The organism is Streptomyces griseomycini, from assembly GCF_014203535.1.
GTDB lineage: Bacteria > Actinomycetota > Actinomycetes > Streptomycetales > Streptomycetaceae > Streptomyces > Streptomyces griseomycini.
In genome coordinates this window covers 623,369-648,231 of record NZ_JACHJI010000001.1, presented here as the reverse complement: position 1 = coordinate 648,231, position 24,863 = coordinate 623,369, and the positions used below count along the sequence as shown (strand labels likewise).

The window sequence follows — 24,863 nt, the reverse complement described above, 5'->3', positions numbered from 1 at the left end:
CCAAGTGATCGGGATCACGTTTCGATGGGCCGATTCGGGGATCAACCCGTACGCCAGTTCCCCGCGAGCGCCGGTCCCAGCTGGTCCAGGTGAGTCGCCATCAGGTCGCGCATGGCGTCGACGCCGAGGTCGTCCCCGGCCGACCACAGCCGTTCCGTCACCCGGATCACCCCGCCGAAGGCGGCCACCAGGATCCGCGGCCGGGGGTCGGCGTCCACGTCGAGCCCCTCGCGCTCGGCGATGATGCGCGCCAGTTCCTCCTCCAGCTCCGTCGCGCGCCGCAGGTGGGCGGCGAGCAGCGCCGGGGTCGACTCGATCATCCGGTAGACCCGCAGGTGCAGTTCGAGGGGCACGAGCCGCTCGACGGCCTCGTTGATGCCGTCCCAGCTGTCCAGGACGGCCTGGCGCAGCGTCTCCAGCGGCGCCTCGCCCGGCGGGCGCCCGAGCGCGGCCTCGACGACGTGCGACTCGGCGAGCCGCGGGACGAAGAACGCCACCTCCTCCTTGCTGGCGAAGTAACGGAAGAAGGTGCGCTGCGAGACGTCGACGGCCGCGGCGATGTCGTCGACGGTCGTCCCCTCGTACCCGCGCGTGGCGAACAGCTCCAGGGCGGCCCGGACCAGCGCGTCCCGGGTGCGTTGCTTCTTGCGCTCCCGCAGGCCCGGTCGCGGTACCGCGTCCACGACGGTCCCGGCCGTTTCCATCGCTCCTCCTCGAACCGTTCCTCCTGCTCAGGCTATAGGTGCATGTCGTGTCAGTTACTGACTGGTGAATTGGTTTGTCAAGTGTCAGTGGCTGTCACTAGCCTCGAAAACATGACTAGTCAGACCACCATCGACAAGGCGGGGCCGGGGGACCGGGAGCCGGGGGCCCCGCCGGACGCGACGCCGGGCGCAGGGCTGCGGGGGCATCCCTGGTTCACCCTGATCACCGTCGCCGTGGGGGTCATGATGGTGGCCCTGGACGGCACCATCGTGGCCATCGCGAACCCGGCCATCGGCGACGATCTGGGCGCCTCCCTGTCGGAGCTCCAGTGGATCACCAACGCCTACTTCCTCGCCCTCGCGGTCTCCCTGATCACCGCGGGCAAGCTCGGTGACCGGTTCGGCCACCGGCAGACCTTCCTCATCGGCGTGGCGGGCTTCGCCGTCTCCTCCGCCGCCATCGGGCTGTCCGGCAGCATCGCGATGGTCGTCGTCTTCCGCGTGTTCCAGGGCCTGTTCGGCGCGCTGCTGATGCCGGCCGCGCTCGGCCTGCTGCGGGCCACCTTCCCGGCCGAGAAGCTCAACATGGCCATCGGCATCTGGGGCATGGTCATCGGTGCCTCCACCGCGGGCGGCCCGATCCTCGGCGGCGTGCTCGTCGAGCACGTCAACTGGCAGTCGGTGTTCTTCATCAACGTGCCGGTCGGCGTCCTCGCCGTCGCCCTCGGCGTGTGGATCCTGCTGGACCACCGTGCGGAGAACGCGCCGCGCTCCTTCGACGTCCCCGGCATCGCCCTGCTGTCCGCCGCGACGTTCTGCCTCGTCTGGGCCCTGATCAAGGCTCCGGAGTGGGGCTGGGGCGACCTCGAGACCTGGTCGTTCATCGTCGGCTCGGTCGTCGGCTTCGCGCTCTTCGCCCTCTGGGAGACGAAGGTGAGGGAGCCGCTGATCCCGCTCGCCCTGTTCCGCTCCGTCCCGCTGTCCGCGGGTGTCGTGCTGATGGTCCTGATGGCCATCGCCTTCATGGGCGGCCTGTTCTTCGTCACCTTCTACCTGCAGCACGTGCACGGCATGAGCCCGATCGACGCCGGCCTGCACCTGCTGCCGCTCACCGGCATGATGATCGTCGGCTCGCCGCTCGCGGGCGCGGTGATCACCAAGGCCGGTCCCCGCATCCCGCTGGCCGGCGGCATGGCCCTCACCGCGCTCGCCATGTACGGCATGTCGACGCTGGAGAAGGACACCGGCAGCGGTGTGATGTCGCTCTGGTTCGCCCTGCTGGGCCTCGGCCTCGCGCCCGTCATGGTCGGCGCCACCGAGGTCATCGTGGGCAACGCGCCGTTGGAGCTGTCCGGCGTCGCCGGCGGTCTCCAGCAGGCCGCCATGCAGATCGGCGGCAGCCTCGGTACGGCGGTGCTGGGCGCGGTGATGGCCTCGAAGGTCGACAGCGACCTCGAGGGCAACTGGGCGGACGCCGGGCTTCCGCCGCTGCCCCCGGACCAGGCCGACCGGGCCGCCGAGGCCGTCCAGGTCGGTGTGGCACCGGTGGCCGAGGGCACGCCCGGGGAGATCGCCGCGAAGATCACCGACGTCGCGCACGAGACCTTCATCTCCGGCATGAGCCTGGCGTCCCTGGTCGCCGCCGGAGTCGCCGTCGTGGCGGTGCTGGTCGCGTTCCTCACCAAGCGCGGTGAGAACGCCGAGGCCGGCGCGGGTGTCGGCCACATCTGACGCCACGCACGGTCGCACGGGACCGGGTTCGCTCATCAGGGTGAACCCACGCGGTGACCCCTCCCCCTGGGAGGGCGCCGCAGGTCACAGTGGGTCACGTCCTCCGCAGGGCCTGGAGGACAGCGGCCGGGGCGCGCTGCCGGAGGGGGGCGGCGCGCCTACTGCCGTCCGCACCGCGTGAATTCACGGCCGAAGCGGGGGTACCCGCCATGACAACGAACCCGAGAAGGTCCCAACAGAGCAAGGGACCAAGGGAGTTGATGATGGCGAGCTTCGGACACGGAACGCGCAGGCACCCCCGCTCACGTGGCCGGACGTGGTCACGGACCGGGCCGGATCGCGCGACGCTCGGGATCATCGGAGTCATCTGCGCGGTCGCCGGGTTCTTCGTACTGGGGATCGTCCTCGGCCCCGCGGCGATCGTCTGCGGCTGGCTCGCCATGGGCCGCAGCTGGGCGGGCTCCCGCCCGGTGACGGCCGTGGTCGCCCTCGTCCTGGGTGCCATCGACACGCTCCTGGCCGTCATCTGGCTGGCCGGAGCGACCCCCGGGTACGGCATGTTCTGACCCGGGGAACGAGCGAGGGCCTCCGGTGGGGCGCCGGAGGCCCTCGCTCCTGCCGGTCCGCGCGGCGCTCGGCCGGTCCGCTCCGTGACCCGGCCCGCCGTCGGCCGCCCCGGCGCCGCGATCTCTCTCCCCGCAGGGCCCGGCCTCCTCCGGCAGCGCCTCGACGGCCGCCGTCCGCCGGCGCCCCTCCTCCTCGTCCCTCCCGAACCGCGCGACGGACCGGGCCGCGACGTGCGCGGCGACGACACCGGGCAGCGCGGTCCCGCGGAGCGTCGGCCCGATCGCGGGCGTCCGCCCCGGCCCGGTGGTCGGTGCCGTGCCGCCGTGCCCCGCGGTGGTCGTCGGCGTGAACGCCCGCCCCGCCGCGTCCCCCGACGCGCGGACGGACGCCCCCGGCTCGCCCGCCCCACCTCCGGCGCGGCCGGCCTGGTCGGGAGCCCCGGGTGCGCCGCTCCCGGCGGGCCGGTGAGCGGGTCCGGCCCTGGGGCAGGACGGGAAACGCCGGACGGCGGCCCCGTGGGGCCGCCGTCCGCCGTCGGTCCGTGAGCGGTGGGGCCCTACGGCCCGTGACGCCTCACGCGTCGCCGCCCGCCACGCCCGGGTCGGCCGCGGAGGCGTCGAGCAGCTGGTAGCGGTCGATGGCCTGCTTCAGCACGGACCGGTCGACCTTGCCCTCCCGGGCCAGCTCCGTCAGCACCGCCACCACGATCGACTGCGCGTCGATGTGGAAGAACCGCCGGGCCGCCCCGCGCGTGTCCGCGAAGCCGAAGCCGTCGGCGCCGAGCGACTGGTACGTCCCCGGCACCCAGCGCGCGATCTGGTCCGGCACCGACCGCATCCAGTCCGACACCGCCACCACCGGTCCCTGCGCCCCGGCGAGCTTCCGCGTCACGTACGGCACGCGCTGCTCCTCCTCCGGGTGCAGCAGGTTGTGCTCCTCGCAGGCCACCGCCTCGCGCCGCAGCTCGTTCCAGGAGGTCGCCGACCACACGTCGGCCTTGACGTCCCACTCCGCGGCGAGGATCCTCTGCGCCTCGATCGCCCACGGCAGCGCGACGCCGGAGGCCATGATCTGCGCCGGGAGGGAGCCGCCCGTGCCCTCGCTGAAGCGGTAGAGGCCCTTGACGATGCCCTCGGCGTCCACGTTCTCCGGTTCCGCCGGGTGCTGGATGGGCTCGTTGTAGACGGTCAGGTAGTAGAAGACGTCCTCGCCGTGCGGGTGCTCGTCGTCACCGCCGTACATCCGGCGCATGCCGTCCTTGACGATGTGCGCGATCTCGTACCCGAAGGCCGGGTCGTACGCGACGCAGGCGGGGTTGGTGGACGCCAGCAGCTGCGAGTGGCCGTCCGCGTGCTGGAGACCCTCACCGGTCAGCGTCGTGCGCCCCGCGGTCGCTCCCAGCACGAAGCCGCGCGCCAGCTGGTCGGCCATCTGCCAGAACTGGTCGCCGGTGCGCTGGAAACCGAACATCGAGTAGAAGACGTACACCGGGATGAGCGGCTCGCCGTGCGTGGCGTACGCCGAGCCGGCGGCGATCAGGGACGCGGTGCAGCCGGCCTCGGAGATGCCGTCGTGCAGCATCTGCCCGTTCGGGGCCTCCTTGTAGGCGAGCAGCAGGTCCCGGTCCACCGCCTCGTACTGCTGGCCCAGCGGGTTGTAGATCTTCGCGCTCGGGAAGAACGAGTCCATGCCGAACGTGCGGTACTCGTCCGGCGCGATCAGCACGAACCGCTTGCCGATCTCCTTGTCCCGCATGAGGTCCTTGAGGAGCCGGACGAAGGCCATGGTCGTCGCGATGGACTGCTGGCCCGAGCCCTTCTTCACGGTGGCGTACGCCTTGTCGTCCGGCAGGGCGAGCGGCTTCGACCGCACCACGCGCGTCGGCACGTACCCGCCGAGCGACTTGCGGCGGTCGTGCATGTACTGGATCTCCTCCGAGTCGCGGCCCGGGTGGTAGTACGGCGGCAGTCCGGACTCGAGGTCCTTGTCGGAGATCGGCAGGTGCAGCCGGTCCCGGAAGCGCTTGAGGTCGTCGACCGTCAGCTTCTTCATCTGGTGCGTGGCGTTGCGGCCCTCGAAGTTGGGGCCCAGCGTCCAGCCCTTGACCGTCTTCGCGAGGATGACCGTCGGCTGGCCCTTGTGCTCGACGGCCGCCTTGTACGCCGCGTAGATCTTGCGGTGGTCGTGACCGCCGCGGCCCAGCATGAGGATCTGGTGGTCGGTCATGTTCTCGACCATCGCGCGCAGCCGGTGGTCGTCGCCGAAGAAGTGGTTGCGGATGTAGGCGCCGGACTCGGTGGCGTACGTCTGGAACTGGCCGTCCGGCGTGGTGTTCATCCGGTTGACCAGCACGCCGTCCCGGTCCTGGGCGAGCAGCGGGTCCCAGGTGCGGTCCCAGATCAGCTTGATGACGTTCCAGCCGGCGCCCCGGAAGATCGACTCCAGCTCCTGGATGATCTTGCCGTTGCCGCGCACCGGGCCGTCCAGGCGCTGCAGGTTGCAGTTGACGACGAAGGTGAGGTTGTCCAGGCCCTCGCGGGCGGCGATGGACAGCTGGCCCAGCGACTCCGGCTCGTCCATCTCGCCGTCGCCGAGGAACGCCCACACGTGCGACCTCGAGGTGTCCGCGATGCCGCGCGCGTGCATGTAGCGGTTCATCCGCGCCTGGTAGATCGCGCCGATCGGGCCGAGGCCCATCGACACCGTCGGGAACTCCCAGAAGTCCGGCATCGACCGCGGGTGCGGGTACGACGACAGGGCGTACGGCGCCTTCGACTTCTCCTGGCGGAAGCCGTCCAGGTGCCGCTCGCCCAGCCGGTCCAGCAGGAACGCGCGGGCGTAGATGCCCGGGGAGGCGTGCCCCTGGAAGAAGACCTGGTCGCCGCCGTCGCCCTCGTCCTTGCCGCGGAAGAAGTGGTTGAAGCCCACGTCGTACAGCGACGCGGAGGACGCGAAGGTGGCGATGTGGCCGCCGACCCCGATGCCGGGCCGCTGCGCGCGCGAGACCATCACCGCGGCGTTCCAGCGGGTCGCGTTGAGGATCCTGCGCTCGATCTCCTCGTTGCCCGGGAAGAACGGTTCCGCGCGCGTGGGGATCGTGTTGACGTAGTCCGTGCTGCGCATCTCGGGCACGGCCACGCGCTTGGCGCGGGCCCGTTCGATCAGCCGCAGCATCAGATAGCGGGCCCGCTCCCTGCCGCGCTCGTCGACGGCGGCGTCGAGGGAGTCGAGCCACTCCTGGGTTTCCTCGGGGTCGAAGTCAGGAACCTGACTCGGAAGGCCGCCAATGATGATCGGGTTGCGATCGGATGCGGAAGCCACGCTGTTCCTTACCTGTCAGAGGGCCGTGGGAGGGCCGCTGTGTCGCTGATGCAGCCGGGTCTGCGCCGTTCCCCATGGTCCACCTCGGGACCGTAAACGTCATCTCTACCGAGAGGTAACCCGGAGGTCTCCCCCGGATCCCGTACCCGTGGACGTACATACGACTCTCGTTCCCGAAGACGGTTCCCAAACGCCCAAAGGGGGCACAAAGGTGTGGGGTGCGTCACTGTGGACCATGATGGTGTGCCTGGAGTTGCGGTGACCCGGCCGGGATCGTCACCGTTTCGGCGGTCTGGACGGCCGGGTACTTGCGCGATCCGTCCCGCCCGTGTGGACTACGGCCAATGCTTCGCGCACGCGCGTGGCTGAGTTATTCCCAAGACATGATCAGGAGGCAACCCGTGAGCGCGACCGCGGACCACGCGGAGGAGCGGACGAACCCTGCCGCCAGGCTGGGGTTCCAGCCCGGGCAGGTGGTCCAGGAGATCGGCTACGACGACGACGTCGACCAGGAGCTCCGCGAGGCCATCGAAGGCGTCATCGAGAGCGACCTGGTCGACGAGGACTACGACGACGTGGCTGACGCCGTTGTGCTGTGGTTCCGCGACGACGACGGCGACCTGACGGATGCGCTGGTGGATGCCACCACGTACATCGAAGAGGGCGGCGCGATCCTGCTGTTCACGCCGAAGACCGGCCGTGCGGGGTACGTGGAGCCGAGCGACATCTCGGAAGCCGCCACCACGGCAGGGCTGACGGCGTCCAAGAGCGTCAGCGTGGGCAAGGACTGGAGCGGCAGCCGCCTGGCGACGCCCAAGGCCGCCAAGTCCAAGCGGTAGATCACATCCCGGACGGGCCGACCGTGTCCGCGTCGGCCCGTCCGCCGGCCTGCCGTGCTCCCTGCGTAGGGTTGGGGTGAGCGATCCACCCCCCCCGAAGGGACGAACACGACGATGGCGATCCAGGTCGGCGACAAGGCCCCCGACTTCGAGCTCAAGGACAACCACGGCGCCACCGTGCGGCTGTCCGACTTCCGCGGCGAGAAGAACGTCGTGGTGCTCTTCTACCCGTTCGCCTTCACCGGCGTGTGCACCGGCGAGCTGTGCGAGGTCCGCGACAACCTGCCGCAGTTCTCCGGCCGCGACACCCAGGTGCTCGCCGTCTCCAACGACTCCATCCACACCCTGCGCGTCTTCGCCGAGCAGGAGGGCCTGGAGTACCCGCTGCTCAGCGACTTCTGGCCGCACGGCGAGGTCTCGCGCGCGTACGGCGTCTTCGACGAGGACAAGGGGTGCGCCGTGCGCGGGACCTTCATCATCGACAAGGAGGGCGTCGTGCGCTGGACCGTCGTCAACGCCCTGCCGGACGCCCGTGACCTGAACGAGTACGTGAAGGCGCTCGACACCCTGTGATTGTTCCCCTCCGGGGCCTGCGGGCACCGGGAACCCGTCACTAGGATCGAATCGTTGATCCGACATCCAACGCACTACGGGGCTTCCCGCCCCCGGACACCAATGGAGGACTCGTGGGAGTCAGCCTCAGCAAGGGCGGCAACGTATCGCTGACCAAGGAGGCGCCGGGCCTGACCGCGGTCATCATCGGACTGGGGTGGGACGTCCGCACCACGACCGGCACCGACTTCGACCTGGACGCCAGCGCGCTGCTGCTGAACAACGCGGGCAAGGTCGCCAGCGACCAGCACTTCATCTTCTTCAACAACCTCAAGAGCCCGGACGGCTCGGTCGAGCACACCGGTGACAACCTCACCGGTGAGGGCGAGGGCGACGACGAGCAGATCAAGGTCGACCTCGCGACCGTCCCGGCCGACGTCGAGAAGATCGTCTTCCCGGTCTCGATCTACGACGCCGAGAACCGCCAGCAGTCCTTCGGCCAGGTGCGCAACGCGTTCATCCGCGTCGTCAACCAGGCCGGCGGCGCCGAGATCGCGCGCTACGACCTCTCGGAGGACGCGTCCACCGAGACCGCCATGGTCTTCGGCGAGCTGTACCGGCACGGCGCGGAGTGGAAGTTCCGCGCCATCGGCCAGGGCTACGCCTCCGGCCTGCGCGGCATCGCGCAGGACTTCGGCGTGAACGTCTGAGACGGCCACGCCCCGGGCGGGCACGCCCGGGTCCGGCCGCCCCGCACGGCCGCAACCGCCCGGCGCCGCACGGTTTACGTGCGGCGCCGGACGTGCAGGACCACCTGAGGAACACCGACCGGGGAGGGACCAGCATCATGGGCGTCACGCTCGCCAAGGGAGGCAACGTCTCCCTGTCCAAGGCCGCGCCGAACCTCACGCAGGTGATGGTCGGGCTCGGCTGGGACGCGCGCTCCACCACCGGAGCCCCCTTCGACCTCGACGCCAGCGCGCTGATGTGCAGCGGCGGCCGGGTCATGGGCGACGAGTGGTTCGTCTTCTACAACCAGCTCAAGAGCCCGGACGGCTCGGTGGAGCACACCGGTGACAACCTCACCGGCGAGGGCGACGGCGACGACGAGTCCCTGCTGGTCGACCTCTCCAAGGTGCCGGCCCAGTGCGACAAGATCATCTTTCCGGTCTCCATCCACATGGCCGACGAGCGCGGCCAGGCCTTCGGCCAGGTCAGCAATGCCTTCATCCGCGTGGTCAACCAGGCGGACGGCCAGGAACTGGCCCGGTACGACCTCAGCGAGGACGCCTCCACCGAAACCGCGATGATCTTCGGTGAGCTCTACCGCTACCAGGGCGAATGGAAGTTCCGGGCGGTGGGGCAGGGGTACGCGTCAGGACTCCGGGGCATCGCTCTAGACTTCGGAGTCAACGTTTCGTAAAGCCGATCACGGCAGCGGGGGAGACCCGTACACACACCATGGGGTAGCCAGTGGTTCTGAAAACCTTCGGCTGGTCGTTCGCGGTCACCGCGCTCGGCCTGGTCGCAGCGATCCTCTTCGGGGGGTGGACCGCCTTCGGAATCGTGGCGATCCTCTCGATCCTCGAGATCTCGCTGTCCTTCGACAACGCGGTGGTCAATGCCGGGATCCTGAAGAAGATGAATGCCTTCTGGCAGAAGATCTTCCTCACCATCGGCATTCTGATCGCCGTCTTCGGCATGCGGCTGGTCTTCCCCGTCGTCATCGTCGCCGTCAGCGCCCAGCTCGGTCCGATCGAGGCCGTCGACCTCGCGCTCAGCGACAAGGACCGCTACCAGGAACTCGTCACCGACGCCCACCCGGCGATCGCCGCGTTCGGTGGCATGTTCCTGCTGATGATCTTCCTGGACTTCATCTTCGAGGACCGGGACATCAAGTGGCTCGGCTGGCTGGAGCGCCCGCTGGCCAAGCTCGGCAAGGTCGACATGCTGTCGGTCTGCATCGCGCTGATCTTCCTGATGATCTCCGCCATGGCCTTCGCCACCCACGCCCACCAGCACGGCGGCGCGCACGTCGACAAGTCCTCCACGGTCCTGCTCGCGGGCGTCGCCGGCCTGATCACCTACCTGATCGTGGGCGGCCTGTCCGGCTTCTTCGAGGACAAGCTCGAAGAGGAGGAGGAGCGCGAGCACGAGGAGGAGGAGAAGGCCGCACGCGAGGGCAAGCCGAAGTCGGCGGTCGCCCTGGCCGGCAAGGCCGCGTTCTTCATGTTCCTCTACCTCGAGGTGCTGGACGCGTCCTTCTCCTTCGACGGCGTGATCGGCGCCTTCGCCATCACCAACGACATCGTCCTGATGGCCCTGGGCCTGGGCATCGGCGCCATGTACGTCCGGTCGCTCACCGTCTACCTGGTCCGCCAGGGCACCCTGGACGAGTACGTCTACCTCGAGCACGGCGCGCACTACGCCATCGGCGCCCTGGCGATGATCCTGCTCGTCACCATCCGGTACGAGATCAACGAGCTCATCACCGGCTCCATCGGCGTCATCCTGATCGGCGCCTCCTTCTGGTCCTCCGTGCGCCGCAACAAGCGGCTGGCGGAGGCCGAGGGAGGCGCGGGCACGAAGACCGAGGTCTCCTCCGGGGTGTGACAGCCCCCCGGGTGAGGAACGCTCTCGACGGGGCGGCCACCGAGGACCACTCCTCGGGGCCGCCTCGTCGGCCGTCCGGGACCGGTGGGTCCCGTCGGCCGGAGCGGGGGCGTGCGGGGTTCGACGACTGGACTTGGGGCGGGAATGGGTTTCCTGGACGGACTGTGGCGCGGCCGCGAGAGCGCCTTCGACTCGGGCAACGCGGCCACCAACGCCATCGAGCTGACCAAACGGCACACACAGGTGTCCCTGACCAAGCAGGGGGCGGCCAGCGGCCACCTGCGGATCAACCTGAGCTGGCGGATGCGCACCTCCGACCTGGGCGGCTCCCAGCGGGAGAGCCTGCTGCGCCACCCCCTCAAGGCGCTCAAGCCCCCGGAGGTCGTCGGCCACAGCCAGTCCATGGTCAACGTCGACCTCGACCTCGGCTGCCTGTACGAGCTCCAGGACGGCACCAAGGGCGTCGTCCAGCCCCTCGGCGGCTTCCTCGGCGACGTCAACGCGCCGCCGTACGTCAAGCTCAGCGGCGACGACCGGTTCGGCTCGGGCACCGGGGAGACGATCTACGTCAACCTGGACCACCGCGAGAACATCAAGCGCCTGCTGGTCTTCGCCTACATCTACGACCAGACGCCCGCGTTCGACCGCACCCAGGCCATGGTCACGCTCTACCCCAGCAGCGGCCCGCGGATCGAGATCGGCCTCGACGAACGCCATCCGCAGGCCCGCTCCTGCGCGGTGGTGATGATCGAGAACGTCAAGAACGAGATCATCGTCCGCCGCGAGGTGAGGTTCGTGTACGGGTTCCAGGCGGAGCTGGACCGGCTGTACGGATGGGGGCTGCAGTGGGGCAGGGGCTACAAGACGAAGGCCGAGCGATGAGGAGCGCCCGGCCGTCCGTCGGTCCGGATCCCGGACGGGACGGGCCCGCCGCCGTCCGGTGGGACGGGCCCGCTACCGCCCGATGAACTGCGGACCCTGCGGCGGGAGCCGGAAATCGGGGTCCGGGGCGGGGGCGGCCGGCGGCGGGAAGCCGTACCCGGACGGCGCGCCCGCGGCGGCCGCGGCCGGCGCCGACGGATAGCCGTAGGCGGGCTGACCGGTCGGATGCGGATAGCCGTAGGCCGGCCGGGCCGCCGCGGGCTGCTGCGGCGGGTAGCCGTACGCGGGCTGTGCGGGCACCCCCGCCGGCTGCTCGGGCGGCAGCGGCCGGGACACCTCGGGGGCCGGCGGCACGACCGGGGCGTGCGGCTGGGTCGGCGCCTCCGGAGGGGTCCGGTCCGGAGCCTGGACCTGCGTCTGCGCCGTCGCGGGCGGCTGCTGGGCGGCGTCGGCGGGCTCGGGTTCCTGCGCGGCCTCCGACTCGTCCACCGAGATGCCGAAGTCGGTCGCCAGGCCCTTCAGCCCGTTCGAGTAGCCCTCGCCGAGCGCCCGGAACTTCCAGCCCTCCCCGCGCCGGTACAGCTCACCGCAGATCAGCGCGGTCTCCTGGCCCGTCTCCGGCTTGACGTCGAAGTACGCCAGTGCGTCCCCGTCGGCCGCCTGCGCGTCGTACAGCAGAATGCGCAGCGCCCGTACGCGGTCGAACGTGACACCGTCCGCCGACGCGACCAGGAGAATCCGTCCCACGCCGGACTCGACACCGGCGAGATCTGTCTGGATCGTGTCGGTCAGGCCCTCGGTGACGCGCTTCTTGCCGAGCCGCCACACCTTCCCGGAAGGGTGCCGGGGCTGGTTGTAGAAGACGAAGTCCTCGTCGGAGCGCACGCGATCGTCGGGGCCGAGGAGCAGCGCGGAGGCGTCGACGTCCGGCACCCCCTGCCCGGGCGACCAGCGCAGCACGGCACGTACCGTGGTGGCTTCCAGAGGGACGTTCGACCCCTTCAGCATCGCGTGCGTCATACGGTCATCCTGCCTTCTCCGTCCTGATCACGACAATGCGGGGGGTGTGGGGCCGACACAGCAGGGTTACCTGATGTTCACAGCCGGTGGGAACCTCCGCCATCGATCTCTACGTACTATTACCGGCCACCTTTTCCATTTCACGAATCACCCAGAGGGCACGGGGGAGTTCAATGCGTCATTTCGGGCATATCGCCCCTGCGGTGCGGAAACGTCTCTTCTACCGGGAGCCGGGCGTGTTCACGCAGGACTCCCCGGCCCGGCTGCTCTCCGCGGCCCTCGGCGCCACCCTCTACAGCCCCGCGACCCGGCCCCGGCTGGCCGACGACGTCGTCAAGCAGGGCGGACGCGGCGTGGTCTCGATGGTGCTGTGCCTGGAGGACTCCATCGACGACGCGGACGTGGGCGCCGGCGAGGAGAACCTCGTGCGCCAGTTCACGGACCTGGCCGGACGGGCCGGCGCGGACCTGCCGCTGCTGTTCATCCGGGTCCGCGTCCCCGAGCAGATCCCCGACCTCGTCCGGCGCCTCGGTCCCGCCGTCCGGCTGCTGTCCGGATTCGTCCTGCCGAAGTTCACCGCGGAACGCGGCCTGCCCTTCCTGGAGGCGCTGACCACCGCCGAGGCCGGCAGCGGCCACCGGCTCTTCGCCATGCCGGTGCTGGAGTCGCCCGACCTGCTCTACCGCGAGTCGCGCGTGGCGACCCTGGAGGGCATCTACCGCGCGGTCGACAAGTACCGCGACCGGGTCCTCGCGCTGCGCCTCGGCGTGACCGACTTCTGCTCCTCCTACGGGCTGCGCAGGGGTCCCGACATGACGGCGTACGACATCCAGGTCGTCGCCTCCGTGATCGCCGACGTGGTGAACATGCTCGGCCGGGCCGACGGCACCGGATTCACCGTGACCGGGCCGGTCTGGGAGTACTTCCGGGTCCAGGAGCGCATGTTCAAGCCGCTGCTGCGGCAGAGCCCGTTCCTGGAGGTGCAGGCCGTGCCGCTGCGCGAGAAGCTCATCGAGCACGCCATGGACGGCCTGCTGCGCGAGATCTCCCTCGACCAGGCCAACGGCCTGCTGGGCAAGACCTGCATCCACCCCTCGCACGTACTGCCGGTGCACGCGCTGTCCGTCGTCAGCCACGAGGAGTTCAGCGACGCCCAGGACATCCTGCGGCCGGAACGCGGCGGTGGGGGTGTACTGAGGTCGGCCTACACGAACAAGATGAACGAGGTGAAGCCGCACCGTGCCTGGGCCGAGCGGACCCTGCTGCGCGCCGAGGTCTTCGGCGTGGCGAACGAGGACATCGGCTTCGTGGAGCTGCTCGCGGCGGGCCTGACGGAATGAGCACGACCGTACGAACCGGACCGACCGCAGGGAATCCATGGAGAAGGCAGTGAACGAGGACGAGGGGGCGCGGCGAGCGGTGCGCGACGGGGCGGCACGGACCGGCGGTGACGCCTGGTCCGGCAGCTGGGTCGCCGAGCGGCTCGGGGTCGAACTGGTCGGGGACGACCGGCTCACCGAGCTGCTGGGGCTGGCGCTGCGCCGCAACCCGAAGCGGGCGCACCTGCTGGTGTCCCACGTCCTCGGCAAGCACGTCCCCCAGTCGCCGTCCGTCGTGTACGGCCACGGCTTGGCGCTCGGCCGCCGGGTGCGCGAGCTGCTGGGCGACGAGGCGGGCCGGGCGGTCGTCCTCGGCTACGCGGAGACCGCGACCGGCCTCGGCCACTCGGTCGCCGACGGCCTGGGCCTCGCCCCCTACCTGCACTCCACCCGCCGCCCGGTCCCCGGGGTCGCCACCGCGGGCGGTTTCGAGGAGTCCCACTCCCACGCGACCTCCCACCTGCTGCTGCCCCAGGACCCGGAGCTGCTGGCCGGGGACGGCCCGCTGGTCCTGGTCGACGACGAGTTCTCCACCGGCAACACCGTGCTGAACACCATCCGTGACCTGCACGTCCGCTATCCGCGACGCCGCTACGTCGTGGTCGCCCTGGTCGACATGCGCTCGCCCGCCGACGCCGGCCGCCTGCGGGACTTCGCCCGCGAGATCGGCGCCCGCGTCGACCTGGTGACGACCGCCTCGGGCACGGTCCGGCTGCCGGAGGGCGTCCTGGAGAAGGGGCAGGAACTGGTGGCCCGGCACGAGGCGCGGGCCGGCGCCGAGGCGGCCGGACCCGCCGCCGCTGCCGCCGGGGCCGGGCGGGTCACGCGGGTCGGGCTGGGCTGGCCCCGCGGACTGCCCGACGGCGGGCGGCACGGATTCACGCCCGCCCACCGCGCCCGCCTGGAGAGCGTCCTGCCCGCCATGGCCGCCCGGCTCGCCGAGGCGCTGCCCGACGGTGCCCGCCGGGTGCTCGTCCTCGGCTTCGAGGAGCTGATGTACGCGCCGCTCCGGCTCGCCCGCGAGCTGGAGCTGGTGACCGGGGCCGAGGTGCGCTTCTCCACCACCACCCGCTCGCCCGTCCTCGCCGTGGACGACCCCGGCTACGCGATACGCACCCGGCTGGTCTTCCCGGCCCACGACGACCCCGCCGACGGCCCCGGCGAGCGCTACGCCTACAACGTCGCCGGCGCCGGCTTCGACACCGTCGTCGCCGTCGTCGACTCGGCCGCCGACACCCCCGCGCTGCACGCGCCCGACGGCCTGCTCGCCCGGCTCGCCGCACACACCCCCCAGGTTCTCCTCGCGGTCATACCGTCGTACGTGCCCGCGCCCCCGGACGCCCCAGACGCACCGAGCGCCCCCGAAAGGCCCGCCACCATGCTGCCCGATCCCCTCAGAGGCCCCGCCTTCTCCTCGTACCCGCCCGAAGAGGTCGGCTGGCTGCTCCAGGACCTCTCGGACGTGACGCTGGAGGCACCGACCGAGGAGCGCGAGGAGGCCATCCAGAGCGGCGGCGCCCACTACGCGGAGTCGCTGCCCGTGGAGTACCAGCCGAGCGAGCAGTACCAGGAGCTGTTCCACGCGGCCCTGGACGCCTCGGCGGCCCGCCTCGCCCACGCGGTGGGCGTGGTGACCGAGACGGTGCTCACCGAGCGGTCCCCCCACCCGGTGCTCGTCTCCCTGGCCCGCGCGGGCACCCCCGTCGGCGTCCTGATGCGCCGCTGGGCCCAGTACCGGCACGGCCTCGACCTCCCCCACTACGCCGTCTCCATCGTCCGCGGCCGGGGCATCGACGCCAACGCGCTGCGCTGGCTGGCCGACCACCACGACCCCCGGGACGTCGTCTTCGTCGACGGCTGGACCGGCAAGGGCGCCATCACCCGCGAACTCGCCCAGGCCGTCGCCGAGTTCGAGAAGGCCGAGGGCATCACCGGCTTCGACCCGGAGATCGCGGTCCTGGCCGACCCGGGATCCTGCGTACGCACCTACGGCACCCGCGAGGACTACCTGATCCCCTCCGCCTGCCTCAACTCGACGGTCTCCGGGCTGATCTCGCGCACCGTGCTCCGCGCCGACCTGGTCGGCCCGCACGACTACCACGGCGCCAAGTTCTACCGCGAACTCGCCGGCGCGGACGTCTCGGTGGCCTTCCTGGACGCCGTCTCCGCCCGCTTCCCCGAGGTCGCGGACGCGGCCTGCGCCCAGGCCAAGGAACTGCTGGCCACCGACCGCACCCCCACCTGGGAGGGCTGGGCCGCGGTCGAACGCATCAGCGAGGAGTACGGCATCCACGACGTGAACCTCGTCAAGCCCGGCGTCGGCGAGACCACCCGGGTGCTGCTGCGCCGCGTGCCCTGGAAGGTGCTGGCACGGGCCGGCGCCGGCAGCGACCTCGACCACGTACGCCTCCTCGCCGAGCAGCGGGGCGTCCCCGTCGAGGAGGTCGCCGAGCTGCCCTACACCTGCGTCGGACTGATCCACCCCCGGTTCACCCGGGGCGCGACCGGCGCCGACGGCAAGGCGGTGACGTCCTGATGCCCGTCCTCGTCGCCAGCGACCTCGACCGCACGCTCATCTACTCCGCCGCCGCCCTCGCCCTGACCATGCCGGACGCACGGGCGCCCCGGCTGCTGTGCGTGGAGGTCCACGAGAGCAAGCCCCTGTCCTACATGACGGAGACGGCGGCCCAGCTCCTCACCGACCTCGGCGACACGGCCGTCTTCGTCCCCACGACGACCCGCACCCGCAAGCAGTACCAGCGCATCAACCTCCCCGGCCCGCCGCCGACCTACGCGATCTGCGCCAACGGCGGCCACCTCCTCGTCGACGGCGTGTCCGACCGGGACTGGCACGCGAGGGTGCTCGCCCGCCTGGCCGACGAGTGCGCCCCGCTGTCCGAGGTGCAGGAACACCTGCTGCGGACCGCCGACCCGGTCTGGGTGCGCAAGCACCGCGTCGCCGAGGACCTCTTCGCCTACCTCGTCGTCGAACGGGAACTGCTGCGCGAGGAATGGGTGAAGGAACTCGCGGTGTGGGCGGAGAACCGCGGCTGGACGGTGTCCCTGCAGGGCCGCAAGATCTACGCCGTGCCCAAGCCGCTCACCAAGAGCGCGGCCGTGCGCGAGGTCGCCCGCCGCACCGGCGCCGACCTCACCCTCGCCGCCGGCGACTCCCTCCTGGACGCCGACCTGCTCCTCGCCGCGGACCAGGGCTGGCGCCCCGGCCACGGCGAGCTGGCCGACGCCGACTGGACGGCCCCCGCGATCAGTGCACTGCCCGAACGCGGCGTCCTGGCCGGTGAGCGGATCCTGCGCGAGTTCCTGCGGACGGTGCGCTCGGCCCGCTCTCAGTGACTCCGCCCCTGGTCGGTGAACTCGTGCGGGTCCGTGACGCGGAGCCGGCGGGTGGGGTGATCCTCTACGGGGAAGTCCGACGGACGTGTCCCCTCCGGGGTCTCCCGCCCGTCGCGCCGCCGGCGTCCGGCCCCCGGGCGCCGCAGCCGCAGGACCACGAACACCAGCACCGCCAGCGCGGCCGCGACGAGGACCACCTTCGAGTACGCCGAGACGACGTCCGTGACCCGCTCCCAGTTGTCGCCCAGGACGTAGCCCGCCAGCACGAACGCGGTGTTCCAGATGGCGCTGCCCAGCGTGGTCAGACCGAGGAAGACCGGCAGCCGCATGCGCTCCACACCGGCCGGCACCGATATGAGACTGCGGAAGATCGGGATCATCCGGCCGAAGAACACCGCCTTGGTCCCGTGCCGCAGGAACCAGGCCTCCGTCTTCTCGATGTCCGCGACCTTCACCAGCGGCAGCCGTCCCGCGATCGCCACCGTCCGCTCCCGGCCGAGCAGCGCGCCCACCCCGTACAGCGCGAGCGCGCCGATCACCGACCCGGCCGTGGTCCACAGCAGCACGGCGAGCAGACTCATCCGCCCGCTGCTCGCGGCGAAACCCGCCAGCGGCAGGATCACCTCGCTGGGCAGGGGAGGGAAGAGGTTCTCCAGCGCGATGGCGAGGCCGGCCCCGGGGGCGCCCATGGCGTCCATGAGGTCGTTGACCCACTGCGGTCCGGCGCTTCCGTCCGCGGCCGCTGTGATCGTGTGCGCTGCGATGGCTGTCATGCCGACCACGCTAGAAAACCGGAGCTGAAGGGACCCTGAGGAAAGCCGCACGATGCACTGCGGTCCTCCGCAGCCGAAATTGCGGTTTTCCGCAGTGTGCGCCGATGCCGCGCCCGGCTAGTCTCGCGATCATGCGAGACATGGTGCGGCGCGTGGTGCGGTGCGCGGTGGGCCTGATGTGGGGGGCCGCCGCGGCCGTCGTCGAGCTGCTCTGCACCGTTCTGGCCGGCCTGCTCCTCCTGCTCGTCGTGGCCTGGCCGCGCGGCCGCCGTGCCGTGCTCCGCCCGGTCCTCGCGGGTGCGCGAGGACTGACGGAGCTGGAGCGCGCCCGGCTGCGGATCTGGCTGGGGGTGCACACCTCGCCCGTGTACGAGGACACGCAGGCCCTCGGGTACCTGGCCTGTCGCTGGGCCCTGGGCGTGCTGGGCGCGGTGGTGATGCTCTCGGCGGCGGTCGGCCTCGGGTACGGCACGTCCTGGACGTACCTCTGGCTGCTGGTCGACGACGTGAGGAACACCGCAGCGGTCGTCTACACGTCCCTCGCGGGACTCTTCCTGCTCTTCCTCACCCTGCAGGGGATACTCGGCGTGGCCGAGCTGGAGGGGAAGCTGGCCCGCCGCCTGCTCGGCCCCCGCCACCAGGAGGAGCTGGAGCGGCGCATCGCCGAGCTGTCCGCCAGCCGCGCGGCCGTGGTCGACGCGGTGAACGACGAACGGCGCCGCATCGAGCGGGACCTGCACGACGGGGTGCAGCAACGCCTGGTCGCGCTCGGCATGCTGCTCGGCCGCGCCCTGCGCAGCGAGGACCCCGACCGCGCGGACCGGCTGCTGCGCCAGGCCCACGAGGAGAGCCGGCAGGCCCTGGACGACCTGCGGGAAGTGGCGTGGCGGATCTACCCCACCACCCTGGACGAGGCGGGACTGCGGGCGGCACTGGAGACGGTCGCCGAGCGGGCCTCCGTCCCGGTGCGGGTGGAGTACGGGCTCACCGGGGAGCCGGAGCGGGCCGTGGCGACCGTCGCCTACTTCGTCGTCTGCGAGGCCGTCACCAACGCGGTGAAACACGCGGCGCCGACCCGGATAGTCGTCGCGGTCGGCTCGGAGGAAGGAGCGTTGCACGTGAGGGTGGAGGACGACGGCCGGGGCGGGGCGAACGCGTCGGGCAGCGGGTTGTTCGGGCTCGCCCGGCGGGTCGCCGCCCTCGACGGACGCCTGGAGGTGCGCAGTCCGCCGGGCGGACCGACCCTGGTGACCGCGGAGCTGCCGTGCGCGTGATCCTGGCCGAGGACTCCATCCTGCTGAGAGAGGGCCTGGTGCGGCTGCTGGCGGAGGAGGGGCACGAGGTGCTCGCCGCCGTCGGCAACGCGGAACTGCTGCTGAAGGCGGTCGCCGAGGACCCGCCGGACGTGGTGGTCGCCGATGTGCGGATGCCGCCCACCCACACCGACGAAGGACTGCGCGCGGCCCTGGAGATCCGCCGTCGCCGGCCGGAGGTGGGGGTGCTGGTGCTCTCCCAGTACGTGGAGAAGCGGTACGCGACGGAGCTGCTGACCGGTGAGTCGGAAGGGGTGGGCTATCTGCTCAAGGACCGTGTCGTCCAGGTCGACGAGTTCCTGGACGCACTGGAGCGCGTGGCCGGCGGGCGCGCCGCCTTCGACCCGGAGGTCGTCCGGCAACTGCTCGGCCGTACGACCCACACCGACCCGCTCGCCCGTCTCACCGCACGGGAGCACGCGGTCCTGGCCGAGATGGCGCAGGGACACACCAACGCGGCCATCGCACGGCGGCTGCACATCTCGCAGAGCGCGGTGGAGAAGCACACCAATGCGATCTTCGACAAGCTCGGGCTGGCAGGAGGAGGTGAGGGCTACTCCCGCAGAGTGCTGGCGGTGCTGCGCTACCTGGGGAGCTGACCCGCCGGGCCCGGCGGCCCGGACGTCAGCCGCAGCAGCCCCCGCCGCAGCAGCCGCCGCCACCGCCGCTCGCGCGGGGCGCCGGGGCCGGGGCGGAGCCGGTGCCGGCCACCGCGACCGTGGACAGGAGCTTCACCGTGTCGTCGTGGCCCGCCGGGCAGGCCGCGGGGGCGGAGGACTCGGCCATGGGGCGACTCAGTTCGAAGGTGTCGCCGCAGGTCCGGCAGCGGTACTCGTAACGAGGCATGGGCACAGGTTAACCGGCTGGTGGCGGTCAGTGGGCGCCCGCGCCCCGTTCCTCCCGGATGAGGCCCACCACGCGGCTCACCGTCGCGCGGACCGCCTCCGTCTCCGTCAGGAAGTGCCAGTAGTCGGGGTGGCGGCCCTCCAGCCCGGCGACGGCCCGTTCCAGGCGGGCCACGGCGTCGTCCAGGGGACGGGCATGGCGCGGGTCGGGGGTGTTGCGGCCGGCCATGGCCAGGCGCTGGGCGTCGCGGATGGCGAAGCGGGTGCGTTCGATCTCCTGCTCCGGGTCCTTCTGCACGGCGTTCAGGCGCCGCAGACGGTCACCGGCGGCGGACACGGCCTCGTCGGTCGTGTTCAGCAGCGCCCGTGCGGTCGACAGCAGGGCGGTCGCGTCCGCCCAGCGCTGCTCCTCGCGGGCGGCCCTGGCCTCGGCGAGCCTGGCCTCGGCCTGGCGCACGTTCTCCGTGGCCACGTCGGGGACGCGCTGCAGGTCCTGCCAGCAGGCGGCGGTGAAGCGGCGGCGCAGTTCGCTCAGCACCGGTTCGACCTGCTCCGAGCGGGTGGTGAGGGCCTGGGCGCGGGTGCGCAGGGAGACCAGCCGGTGGTCGATCTCGGCGGCCCGTTCCGGCAGCCGTTCGGCTTCGACGCGAACGGCCTCGGCCTCGCGGGTGACGCGTTCGGCCCGCTCCAGGGTCTGCGGTACGCCGTGCTGTCCGGCGCCCTGGTTCAGCTTGGTCAGTTCCGGGGAGAGGGCGGCGAGCCGGGCGGCGAGGTCGTCGGCCCTCAGTCCCGACCCGCGCGCGGCGTCGAGGGCGTTCGAGGCGGCGAGCAGCGCCTGCCGGGCGCGTTCGACGGCGGGGGCGAGCCGGGCCAGCTGGTTCTCGGCCTTGCCGAGGAGCGGGCCGAGACCCTCGGCGAAGCGGTCCAGTTCCTGTTTGACCCGCCCGAGCTCGTCCTTGGCGGCGGTCAGCTCGGCACGGGCTCGGGAGGCGGCCGAGGCCTCCAGGTCGTCGCGGTCGAGGTCGTGGGCGTCGACGGCGCCGATGTAGCGGTGGCTGACCTCGTCGATGCGCCGGCCGAGCGCCTCGAAGTCGGCGACGGCACGACGGGCGGCGGGGGAGTCGTCGACGGCGGTGATCGCCTCGATGGAGATCCGCAGGTCGCGCTGGGCGGTGTCGAGCTCGTAGAAAGCGGCCGCCGCCGCGTCCTTGGCGGCCTGGGCCTCGGCCCGCTGGTTCTCGGCCCGCCCGCCGAACCAGCGCCGGGTGCCGCCGCCGGCGAACGCGGCGGGCAGCGCCAGCGCGGCGACCAGCGGCAGCCCCACGAGGGCGAGCGCGTCCCGGAGCGGACCGGGTGCCGCGCGGCCCCGGCGGAGACGTGGCCGAGGGGGAGGGAGCAGAGGACGGCGCGTGCGGGGCACGCGCGGCACCGACGGCGAGTACGGCTGCGCTGGTGTCGCCGTCACATCCCTCTCCCGTACTGTCGTTCGCCCTGCCCGGTGTCATTCTCCCACCGGTAAGGGACGAACACACGGGCCGGTCAGTTCGCCGTGCGGACGGTGAGTTTGCCGTCGCCGGTGCGGGCGGTCACCACGTGGGGGCTGGAGTCGTCACGGGGCACGGACACCTCCTCGGCGCCGTCACCGGTCCCGGTGGTCACGCGGTAGGCGGCCCGGGGCAGGTCGACGGTCAGGGAGCCGTCGCCGCTGCGGGCCTCCACCCGGCCGGGCACGGCCTCGAGTTGGAGGCGGACCGAGCCGTCGCCGGTGCGGGCGCGCACCGTGCGGGAGGCGACCTCCGCGCGCACGGACCCGTCGCCGGTGCGCAGCTCGAGGGGGCCCGTGGAGTCCGTGACGTGGACCGAGCCGTCCGTCGTGCGGATGCTCAGTGCGTCGCGGAAGCCCCGTGCCCGCACGCTGCCGTCCTTCTCCTCGACCTTGATGGCGACCCCGCGGGGCACTTCGATGCGGTGCTTGGTGGAGCAGTCGGCGACGACGCCCGAGCACTTCTCCCGCAGCACCAGCCGGTCGCCGTCCATGGACCAGGTGACCTCCGGTTCCTTGCCGAGGGCGACGGTGCCCCGGAACCAGCGGGTGACCCGGACCTCGCCCGACGGGTGTCCGTCCGCGGCGACGATCTCGAGGGCGGAGTCGTCGGAGTCGACGGTGAGGGTGGAGCCGGACAGGTCGAAGGACCGGCGGTCGGGATCGTCGTCGTCCCCGGCCGACGCCCCGCAGGCACTCAGGCCGGCGACGAGCACCACGGCCGCCCCGGTGAGGACGAGGGCGCGCGTCCGCGCGCTGCGGCCGGGACCGCCGAGGTGTGCGGAGCCGGCGGTTCGGCGGGTGCCGGCGGTACGGGGCGTGCGGGTCATGACGGTCTCCCCCTGGGACGGACGGCGGCGCTCTCCGGTGTTCCGCGGCGCTCTTCCGTGCTCTTCAGCACTCTTCGACCGTATGGATCCGCGGCCCGGTGGGGGATCCGGGCCGCTACCGGACCGGAGGTGGGGATAACCCCCGGTGGAGGTTTTCCGGACCGCACCCCGGGCCATGTAGTCTTTCCATTCGACCCGGGTGCGCAACCCGGGCCTCGGGTGCGTAGCTCAGGGGTAGAGCGCCTGCCTTACAAGCAGGATGTCGGCGGTTCGAAACCGTCCGCGCCCACCGTGCTCGCCGGCGAACGCCGGCCCGCGTCACCGCACAGGGCCTCCGGACACGCTCCGGAGGCCCTCGTCCGTCTTCCCGCCCTTCCCGCCCTTCCCGCCCTTCCCGCCCTTCCTGTCTTTCCCGTCTTCGCGGGCTCCTGTGCGCCGCGCGCCCTACGGGGAGTCCTCCGCGCGGTCCGGCGGAACGTCCCCGCCCGCCGCGTGCTTGAGCCGGGAGCGGGCGTGCACCCGGTCGGCGCCGGTGAGTTCGGTCCAGTAGCGGTGGGTGCTGACGAACACCGCGAGCTCGTGCTCCCGCCTCCGGAGCTTCTCCACCTCGGCCTGTTCGTCCTCGGTCCAGCCGGGCGAGGCGGGGCGCTCGATCCTGCGCCAGCCGTTGTCGTCGCTGAAGCCGTCGAGGGGTTCGACCGACCAGGGGAGCCGCTTCAGCAGGGCCGACAGCTCGGCCCGGACCTGATGCAGTTCCTCCTGACCGGCGAGGAGGTCACTCGGAAAGTCATAGGTCGCAGCCACGGCCCGATGATACGCCTGTTCGATTTTGAGGGGCGAGTTGCCCAGGGGGTCCGCCCCGGAGTTCATGCGACCGGGTGAACCGGCCGACCACTGCGTCTCCGGGCCGACCACAGTGTCCCCCGGCCGACCGGTCCGACGTCCAACTCGCTGTTCGGCGCCTCGCGTTCCGCTGCGGGTGCGGGTGCGGGTGCGGGTGCGGGTGCGGGTGCGCGGTGTCCGTACGTTCTGGCCACGAGGCTCTTTCGGCCGCGCGGCCGGAACGACGCCCTGCGGACGGCGGGATCCCCGTTGGCCCAGGCCATGACCCTGTACCGGGCGGAGCGTCATGCCGATGCGGAGGCCGGGGCCCGCGCCCGGGCCGTGTCCGCCCACGACGCCTGCCTGGCCGCCTTCGGCCCGGACCACCGCCGCACCGTGGAGGCCCGGGCGCTGCTCGACCGCATCGACGGCACGTGACCGGACGCGCCGCACAGGCGGTCGTGAGGCTCGACGACCGGCGGACGGACCCGAACGCGGAGTGGGGACGGCTACGTCACGGCGTGGTGCGGGTCAACTCCCGCACCACGCGGGCGGTCACGGGCGCCGGTACGCCGTGCCGCTGCGCCGCGCGGAGCAACGCGCCGCCGATGGCGTCCAGTTCCAGGGGGCGGCCGGCCTCCGCGTCGCGCTGCATCGACGACTTCGTCCCCGCCGGGAACGCGTCGTAGCGGGCGAGTGCCCGCACCGGGTCCGCCGGGCCGCCGCACGCGTGACTGATCGCGGCCGTCTCCTCCACCAGGGCCGTCAGTTCCTCGCGGTGAGCGGTGCGCACGCCACCCAGCGGGAGGCCGTACCTCGTGGTCAGCAGGGCGAGCGGGGCCAGGAACGACATCTTGGCCCACAGCGCCGCCGTCTCGTCGTCCAGGACCCGGGCGGTCGGCCCGGCGTCGCCCAGGGCCTCGGCCAGGGCGTCGAGGCGGGCGCGGGGCACGAGGTCGCCGGCGAGGTCGGTCTCGGCGAACGGGCTGCCGTGCTCGACGACGCCCGGCGCGACCCGGGTCGACTCCACGCGGATCACGGCGGGGGCGACACGGTCGGGGCGGTAGCGGGCGCGCAGGGCGGCCGGGTGCTCGACGCCGTTGAGGAACGGGACGACGAGGCCGTCGCCGAGGACCGGGGCCGGGACGCGGGCCAGCGAGGCGCCGAGGGCGGTGTGCTTCACGGTGATCAGGCAGGCGTCGACCGGTTCGCGCAGTACGGTGTCCGCCTCGACGCGGGCCGTGAAGTCGCCGAACTGTCCGCTGCGGACCCTCAGGCCTTCCTCGCGCAGGGTCTTCGCCGTCTCGTCGCCGGCCAGGCAGATCACCCGGTGACCGGCGCGGGCCAGCAGCGCGGCGAGCAGTCCGCCCACGCCGCCGGGGCCGAGGACGGCCACGGTGAGTCGGTTCGCCACGGTGAGGAACTCCTCTCGTCGGTCGGCCCCTGGACGGTGGCCGCCTGCCGGGATCATCGCAGTCGCCGGTTCCGTGGCCGGCACGGCCCCGGGGAAGCCAGACTGGGGGCATGTGCCGGAGTATCAAGACCCTGCGTCCGCCCGCGCTGCCCGAGGAGGCCACGGAGGAGGACATCCGGGCCGCCGCCCTGCAGTACGTGAGAAAGGTGTCCGGCTTCCGGGCACCCGCCGCCCACAACCGCGAGGTCTTCGACCGGGCCGTGGACGCGATCGCCGAGGCCACCGCGGAACTGCTGGACGGCCTGGAGGTACGGGGCACGCCGGCCCGGCAGGGGGAGCGGGCGGGGTGAGGGATCCGTCG

At 72.0% G+C, this 24,863-nt stretch carries 24 protein-coding genes and 1 tRNA gene; 16 read left to right on the top strand and 9 right to left on the bottom strand.

What is annotated here, in order from left to right; genetic code table 11:
* Positions 1 to 41 precede the first annotated feature (41 nt).
* Positions 42 to 704 (bottom strand): TetR family transcriptional regulator, encoded by a 663-nt coding sequence (locus FHS37_RS02975; RefSeq protein ID WP_184817418.1) that lies wholly within the window; start codon positions 702 to 704, stop codon positions 42 to 44.
* Positions 705 to 815: 111 nt separating this feature from the next.
* Between FHS37_RS02975 and FHS37_RS02970 the strand changes: the two genes are divergently transcribed.
* Both FHS37_RS02970 and FHS37_RS02965 read left to right on the top strand, forming a co-directional pair.
* Positions 816 to 2,435 (top strand): MFS transporter, encoded by a 1,620-nt coding sequence (locus tag FHS37_RS02970; RefSeq protein ID WP_184817417.1) that lies wholly within the window; start codon positions 816 to 818, stop codon positions 2,433 to 2,435.
* A gap of 260 nt (positions 2,436 to 2,695) precedes the next feature.
* Positions 2,696 to 3,001: a small hydrophobic protein gene (locus FHS37_RS02965; protein WP_184817416.1), complete on the top strand. Its 306-nt coding sequence runs from the start codon at positions 2,696 to 2,698 to the stop codon at positions 2,999 to 3,001.
* 574 nt (positions 3,002 to 3,575) lie between these two features.
* On the opposite strand, the gene aceE is transcribed toward FHS37_RS02965, so the two are convergent.
* Positions 3,576 to 6,323, bottom strand: coding sequence for a pyruvate dehydrogenase (acetyl-transferring), homodimeric type (gene aceE / locus FHS37_RS02960; RefSeq protein WP_184817415.1), 2,748 nt, complete (start codon positions 6,321 to 6,323; stop codon positions 3,576 to 3,578).
* 401 nt (positions 6,324 to 6,724) lie between these two features.
* Between aceE and FHS37_RS02955 the strand changes: the two genes are divergently transcribed.
* The 6 genes from FHS37_RS02955 (at position 6,725) to FHS37_RS02930 (ending at position 11,209) form a co-directional block, all read left to right on the top strand.
* Positions 6,725 to 7,162 carry a DUF3052 domain-containing protein gene (locus FHS37_RS02955; protein ID WP_184817414.1) on the top strand — a complete coding sequence of 146 codons (438 nt, stop codon included), beginning with the start codon at positions 6,725 to 6,727 and terminating at the stop codon, positions 7,160 to 7,162.
* Positions 7,163 to 7,276: 114 nt separating this feature from the next.
* Positions 7,277 to 7,735, top strand: a complete 459-nt coding sequence (locus FHS37_RS02950; RefSeq protein ID WP_184817413.1) for a peroxiredoxin — start codon at positions 7,277 to 7,279, stop codon at positions 7,733 to 7,735.
* 113 nt (positions 7,736 to 7,848) lie between these two features.
* On the top strand, positions 7,849 to 8,424 hold the full coding sequence (locus FHS37_RS02945) for a calcium homeostasis/redox stress adaptation protein (RefSeq protein ID WP_184817412.1): 576 nt from the start codon (positions 7,849 to 7,851) through the stop codon (positions 8,422 to 8,424).
* 137 nt (positions 8,425 to 8,561) lie between these two features.
* Complete coding sequence (locus tag FHS37_RS02940) at positions 8,562 to 9,137, top strand: TerD family protein (protein ID WP_184817411.1); 576 nt, start codon at positions 8,562 to 8,564, stop codon at positions 9,135 to 9,137.
* Positions 9,138 to 9,187: 50 nt separating this feature from the next.
* The gene (locus FHS37_RS02935) at positions 9,188 to 10,327 is read left to right on the top strand and encodes a DUF475 domain-containing protein (RefSeq protein ID WP_184817410.1); all 1,140 of its coding nucleotides are present in this window, start codon (positions 9,188 to 9,190) and stop codon (positions 10,325 to 10,327) included.
* Positions 10,328 to 10,471: 144 nt separating this feature from the next.
* A complete protein-coding gene (locus tag FHS37_RS02930; RefSeq protein ID WP_184817409.1) occupies positions 10,472 to 11,209 on the top strand; it encodes a TerD family protein in 738 nt (245 codons plus the stop codon).
* Between the two features lie 72 nt (positions 11,210 to 11,281).
* Here FHS37_RS02930 and FHS37_RS02925 read toward each other — a convergent pair whose 3' ends face one another.
* Positions 11,282 to 12,229 carry a TerD family protein gene (locus FHS37_RS02925; protein WP_184817408.1) on the bottom strand — a complete coding sequence of 316 codons (948 nt, stop codon included), beginning with the start codon at positions 12,227 to 12,229 and terminating at the stop codon, positions 11,282 to 11,284.
* Positions 12,230 to 12,402: 173 nt separating this feature from the next.
* On the opposite strand from FHS37_RS02925, the gene FHS37_RS02920 reads away from it, so the two are divergent.
* Genes FHS37_RS02920 through FHS37_RS02910 form a run of 3 tightly spaced genes read left to right on the top strand, consistent with a single transcriptional unit; the run spans position 12,403 to position 16,962 of the window.
* Positions 12,403 to 13,569 carry an HpcH/HpaI aldolase/citrate lyase family protein gene (locus tag FHS37_RS02920; protein ID WP_184817407.1) on the top strand — a complete coding sequence of 389 codons (1,167 nt, stop codon included), beginning with the start codon at positions 12,403 to 12,405 and terminating at the stop codon, positions 13,567 to 13,569.
* Positions 13,570 to 13,606: 37 nt separating this feature from the next.
* Positions 13,607 to 16,144, top strand: coding sequence for a phosphoribosyltransferase (locus FHS37_RS02915; RefSeq protein ID WP_221499175.1), 2,538 nt, complete (start codon positions 13,607 to 13,609; stop codon positions 16,142 to 16,144).
* Positions 16,144 to 16,962 (top strand): HAD family hydrolase, encoded by an 819-nt coding sequence (locus tag FHS37_RS02910; protein WP_184817406.1) that lies wholly within the window; start codon positions 16,144 to 16,146, stop codon positions 16,960 to 16,962. Before FHS37_RS02915 ends, FHS37_RS02910 begins: the two co-directional genes overlap by 1 nt.
* On the opposite strand, the gene FHS37_RS02905 is transcribed toward FHS37_RS02910, so the two are convergent.
* Positions 16,956 to 17,735 carry a DedA family protein gene (locus FHS37_RS02905; RefSeq protein WP_229889701.1) on the bottom strand — a complete coding sequence of 260 codons (780 nt, stop codon included), beginning with the start codon at positions 17,733 to 17,735 and terminating at the stop codon, positions 16,956 to 16,958. The genes FHS37_RS02910 and FHS37_RS02905 overlap by 7 nt on opposite strands.
* Before the next feature lie 131 nt (positions 17,736 to 17,866).
* Here FHS37_RS02905 and FHS37_RS02900 point away from each other — a divergent pair, with 131 nt between their 5' ends.
* Together FHS37_RS02900 and FHS37_RS02895 are read left to right on the top strand one after the other, a co-directional pair.
* Complete coding sequence (locus FHS37_RS02900; protein ID WP_184817405.1) at positions 17,867 to 19,009, top strand: sensor histidine kinase; 1,143 nt, start codon at positions 17,867 to 17,869, stop codon at positions 19,007 to 19,009.
* Positions 19,000 to 19,647, top strand: coding sequence for a response regulator transcription factor (locus tag FHS37_RS02895; protein ID WP_184817404.1), 648 nt, complete (start codon positions 19,000 to 19,002; stop codon positions 19,645 to 19,647). The genes FHS37_RS02900 and FHS37_RS02895 overlap by 10 nt, the downstream gene beginning before the upstream one ends.
* Positions 19,648 to 19,672: 25 nt before the next feature.
* Here the strand turns inward: FHS37_RS02895 and FHS37_RS02890 are convergent, their stop codons facing one another.
* From FHS37_RS02890 to FHS37_RS02880, 3 genes are all read right to left on the bottom strand, one after another.
* Positions 19,673 to 19,894: an FmdB family zinc ribbon protein gene (locus tag FHS37_RS02890; RefSeq protein ID WP_184817403.1), complete on the bottom strand. Its 222-nt coding sequence runs from the start codon at positions 19,892 to 19,894 to the stop codon at positions 19,673 to 19,675.
* Between the two features lie 27 nt (positions 19,895 to 19,921).
* A complete protein-coding gene (locus FHS37_RS02885) occupies positions 19,922 to 21,358 on the bottom strand; it encodes a hypothetical protein (protein WP_184817402.1) in 1,437 nt (478 codons plus the stop codon).
* A 74-nt stretch (positions 21,359 to 21,432) separates the two neighbouring features.
* Positions 21,433 to 22,266: a DUF4097 family beta strand repeat-containing protein gene (locus tag FHS37_RS02880; RefSeq protein ID WP_184817401.1), complete on the bottom strand. Its 834-nt coding sequence runs from the start codon at positions 22,264 to 22,266 to the stop codon at positions 21,433 to 21,435.
* Positions 22,267 to 22,483: 217 nt separating this feature from the next.
* Between FHS37_RS02880 and FHS37_RS02875 the strand changes: the two genes are divergently transcribed.
* Positions 22,484 to 22,555: transfer RNA gene (locus tag FHS37_RS02875), tRNA-Val, on the top strand.
* A gap of 155 nt (positions 22,556 to 22,710) precedes the next feature.
* On the opposite strand, the gene FHS37_RS02870 is transcribed toward FHS37_RS02875, so the two are convergent.
* Complete coding sequence (locus FHS37_RS02870; protein ID WP_184817400.1) at positions 22,711 to 23,070, bottom strand: DUF8825 domain-containing protein; 360 nt, start codon at positions 23,068 to 23,070, stop codon at positions 22,711 to 22,713.
* A 288-nt stretch (positions 23,071 to 23,358) separates the two neighbouring features.
* On the opposite strand from FHS37_RS02870, the gene FHS37_RS02865 reads away from it, so the two are divergent.
* Complete coding sequence (locus FHS37_RS02865; protein ID WP_229889702.1) at positions 23,359 to 23,526, top strand: hypothetical protein; 168 nt, start codon at positions 23,359 to 23,361, stop codon at positions 23,524 to 23,526.
* A gap of 76 nt (positions 23,527 to 23,602) precedes the next feature.
* Here FHS37_RS02865 and FHS37_RS02860 read toward each other — a convergent pair whose 3' ends face one another.
* A complete protein-coding gene (locus FHS37_RS02860) occupies positions 23,603 to 24,502 on the bottom strand; it encodes a ketopantoate reductase family protein (RefSeq protein WP_229889703.1) in 900 nt (299 codons plus the stop codon).
* Between the two features lie 110 nt (positions 24,503 to 24,612).
* Between FHS37_RS02860 and FHS37_RS02855 the strand changes: the two genes are divergently transcribed.
* Positions 24,613 to 24,852 (top strand): DUF2277 domain-containing protein, encoded by a 240-nt coding sequence (locus FHS37_RS02855; RefSeq protein ID WP_184817398.1) that lies wholly within the window; start codon positions 24,613 to 24,615, stop codon positions 24,850 to 24,852.
* Positions 24,853 to 24,863 lie beyond the last annotated feature (11 nt).

Coding starts and splice junctions, on each gene's coding strand:
- FHS37_RS02855 (WP_184817398.1), top strand. CDS start 24,613: ATGTGCCGGAGTATCAAGACCCTGCGTCCGCCCGCGCTGCCCGAGGAG.
- FHS37_RS02880 (WP_184817401.1), bottom strand. CDS start 22,266: ATGACCCGCACGCCCCGTACCGCCGGCACCCGCCGAACCGCCGGCTCC.
- FHS37_RS02950 (WP_184817413.1), top strand. CDS start 7,277: ATGGCGATCCAGGTCGGCGACAAGGCCCCCGACTTCGAGCTCAAGGAC.
- FHS37_RS02905 (WP_229889701.1), bottom strand. CDS start 17,735: ATGACAGCCATCGCAGCGCACACGATCACAGCGGCCGCGGACGGAAGC.
- FHS37_RS02940 (WP_184817411.1), top strand. CDS start 8,562: ATGGGCGTCACGCTCGCCAAGGGAGGCAACGTCTCCCTGTCCAAGGCC.
- FHS37_RS02930 (WP_184817409.1), top strand. CDS start 10,472: ATGGGTTTCCTGGACGGACTGTGGCGCGGCCGCGAGAGCGCCTTCGAC.
- FHS37_RS02890 (WP_184817403.1), bottom strand. CDS start 19,894: ATGCCTCGTTACGAGTACCGCTGCCGGACCTGCGGCGACACCTTCGAA.
- FHS37_RS02970 (WP_184817417.1), top strand. CDS start 816: ATGACTAGTCAGACCACCATCGACAAGGCGGGGCCGGGGGACCGGGAG.
- FHS37_RS02920 (WP_184817407.1), top strand. CDS start 12,403: ATGCGTCATTTCGGGCATATCGCCCCTGCGGTGCGGAAACGTCTCTTC.
- FHS37_RS02900 (WP_184817405.1), top strand. CDS start 17,867: ATGCGAGACATGGTGCGGCGCGTGGTGCGGTGCGCGGTGGGCCTGATG.
- FHS37_RS02925 (WP_184817408.1), bottom strand. CDS start 12,229: ATGACGCACGCGATGCTGAAGGGGTCGAACGTCCCTCTGGAAGCCACC.
- FHS37_RS02965 (WP_184817416.1), top strand. CDS start 2,696: ATGATGGCGAGCTTCGGACACGGAACGCGCAGGCACCCCCGCTCACGT.
- FHS37_RS02975 (WP_184817418.1), bottom strand. CDS start 704: ATGGAAACGGCCGGGACCGTCGTGGACGCGGTACCGCGACCGGGCCTG.
- FHS37_RS02910 (WP_184817406.1), top strand. CDS start 16,144: ATGCCCGTCCTCGTCGCCAGCGACCTCGACCGCACGCTCATCTACTCC.
- FHS37_RS02915 (WP_221499175.1), top strand. CDS start 13,607: ATGGAGAAGGCAGTGAACGAGGACGAGGGGGCGCGGCGAGCGGTGCGC.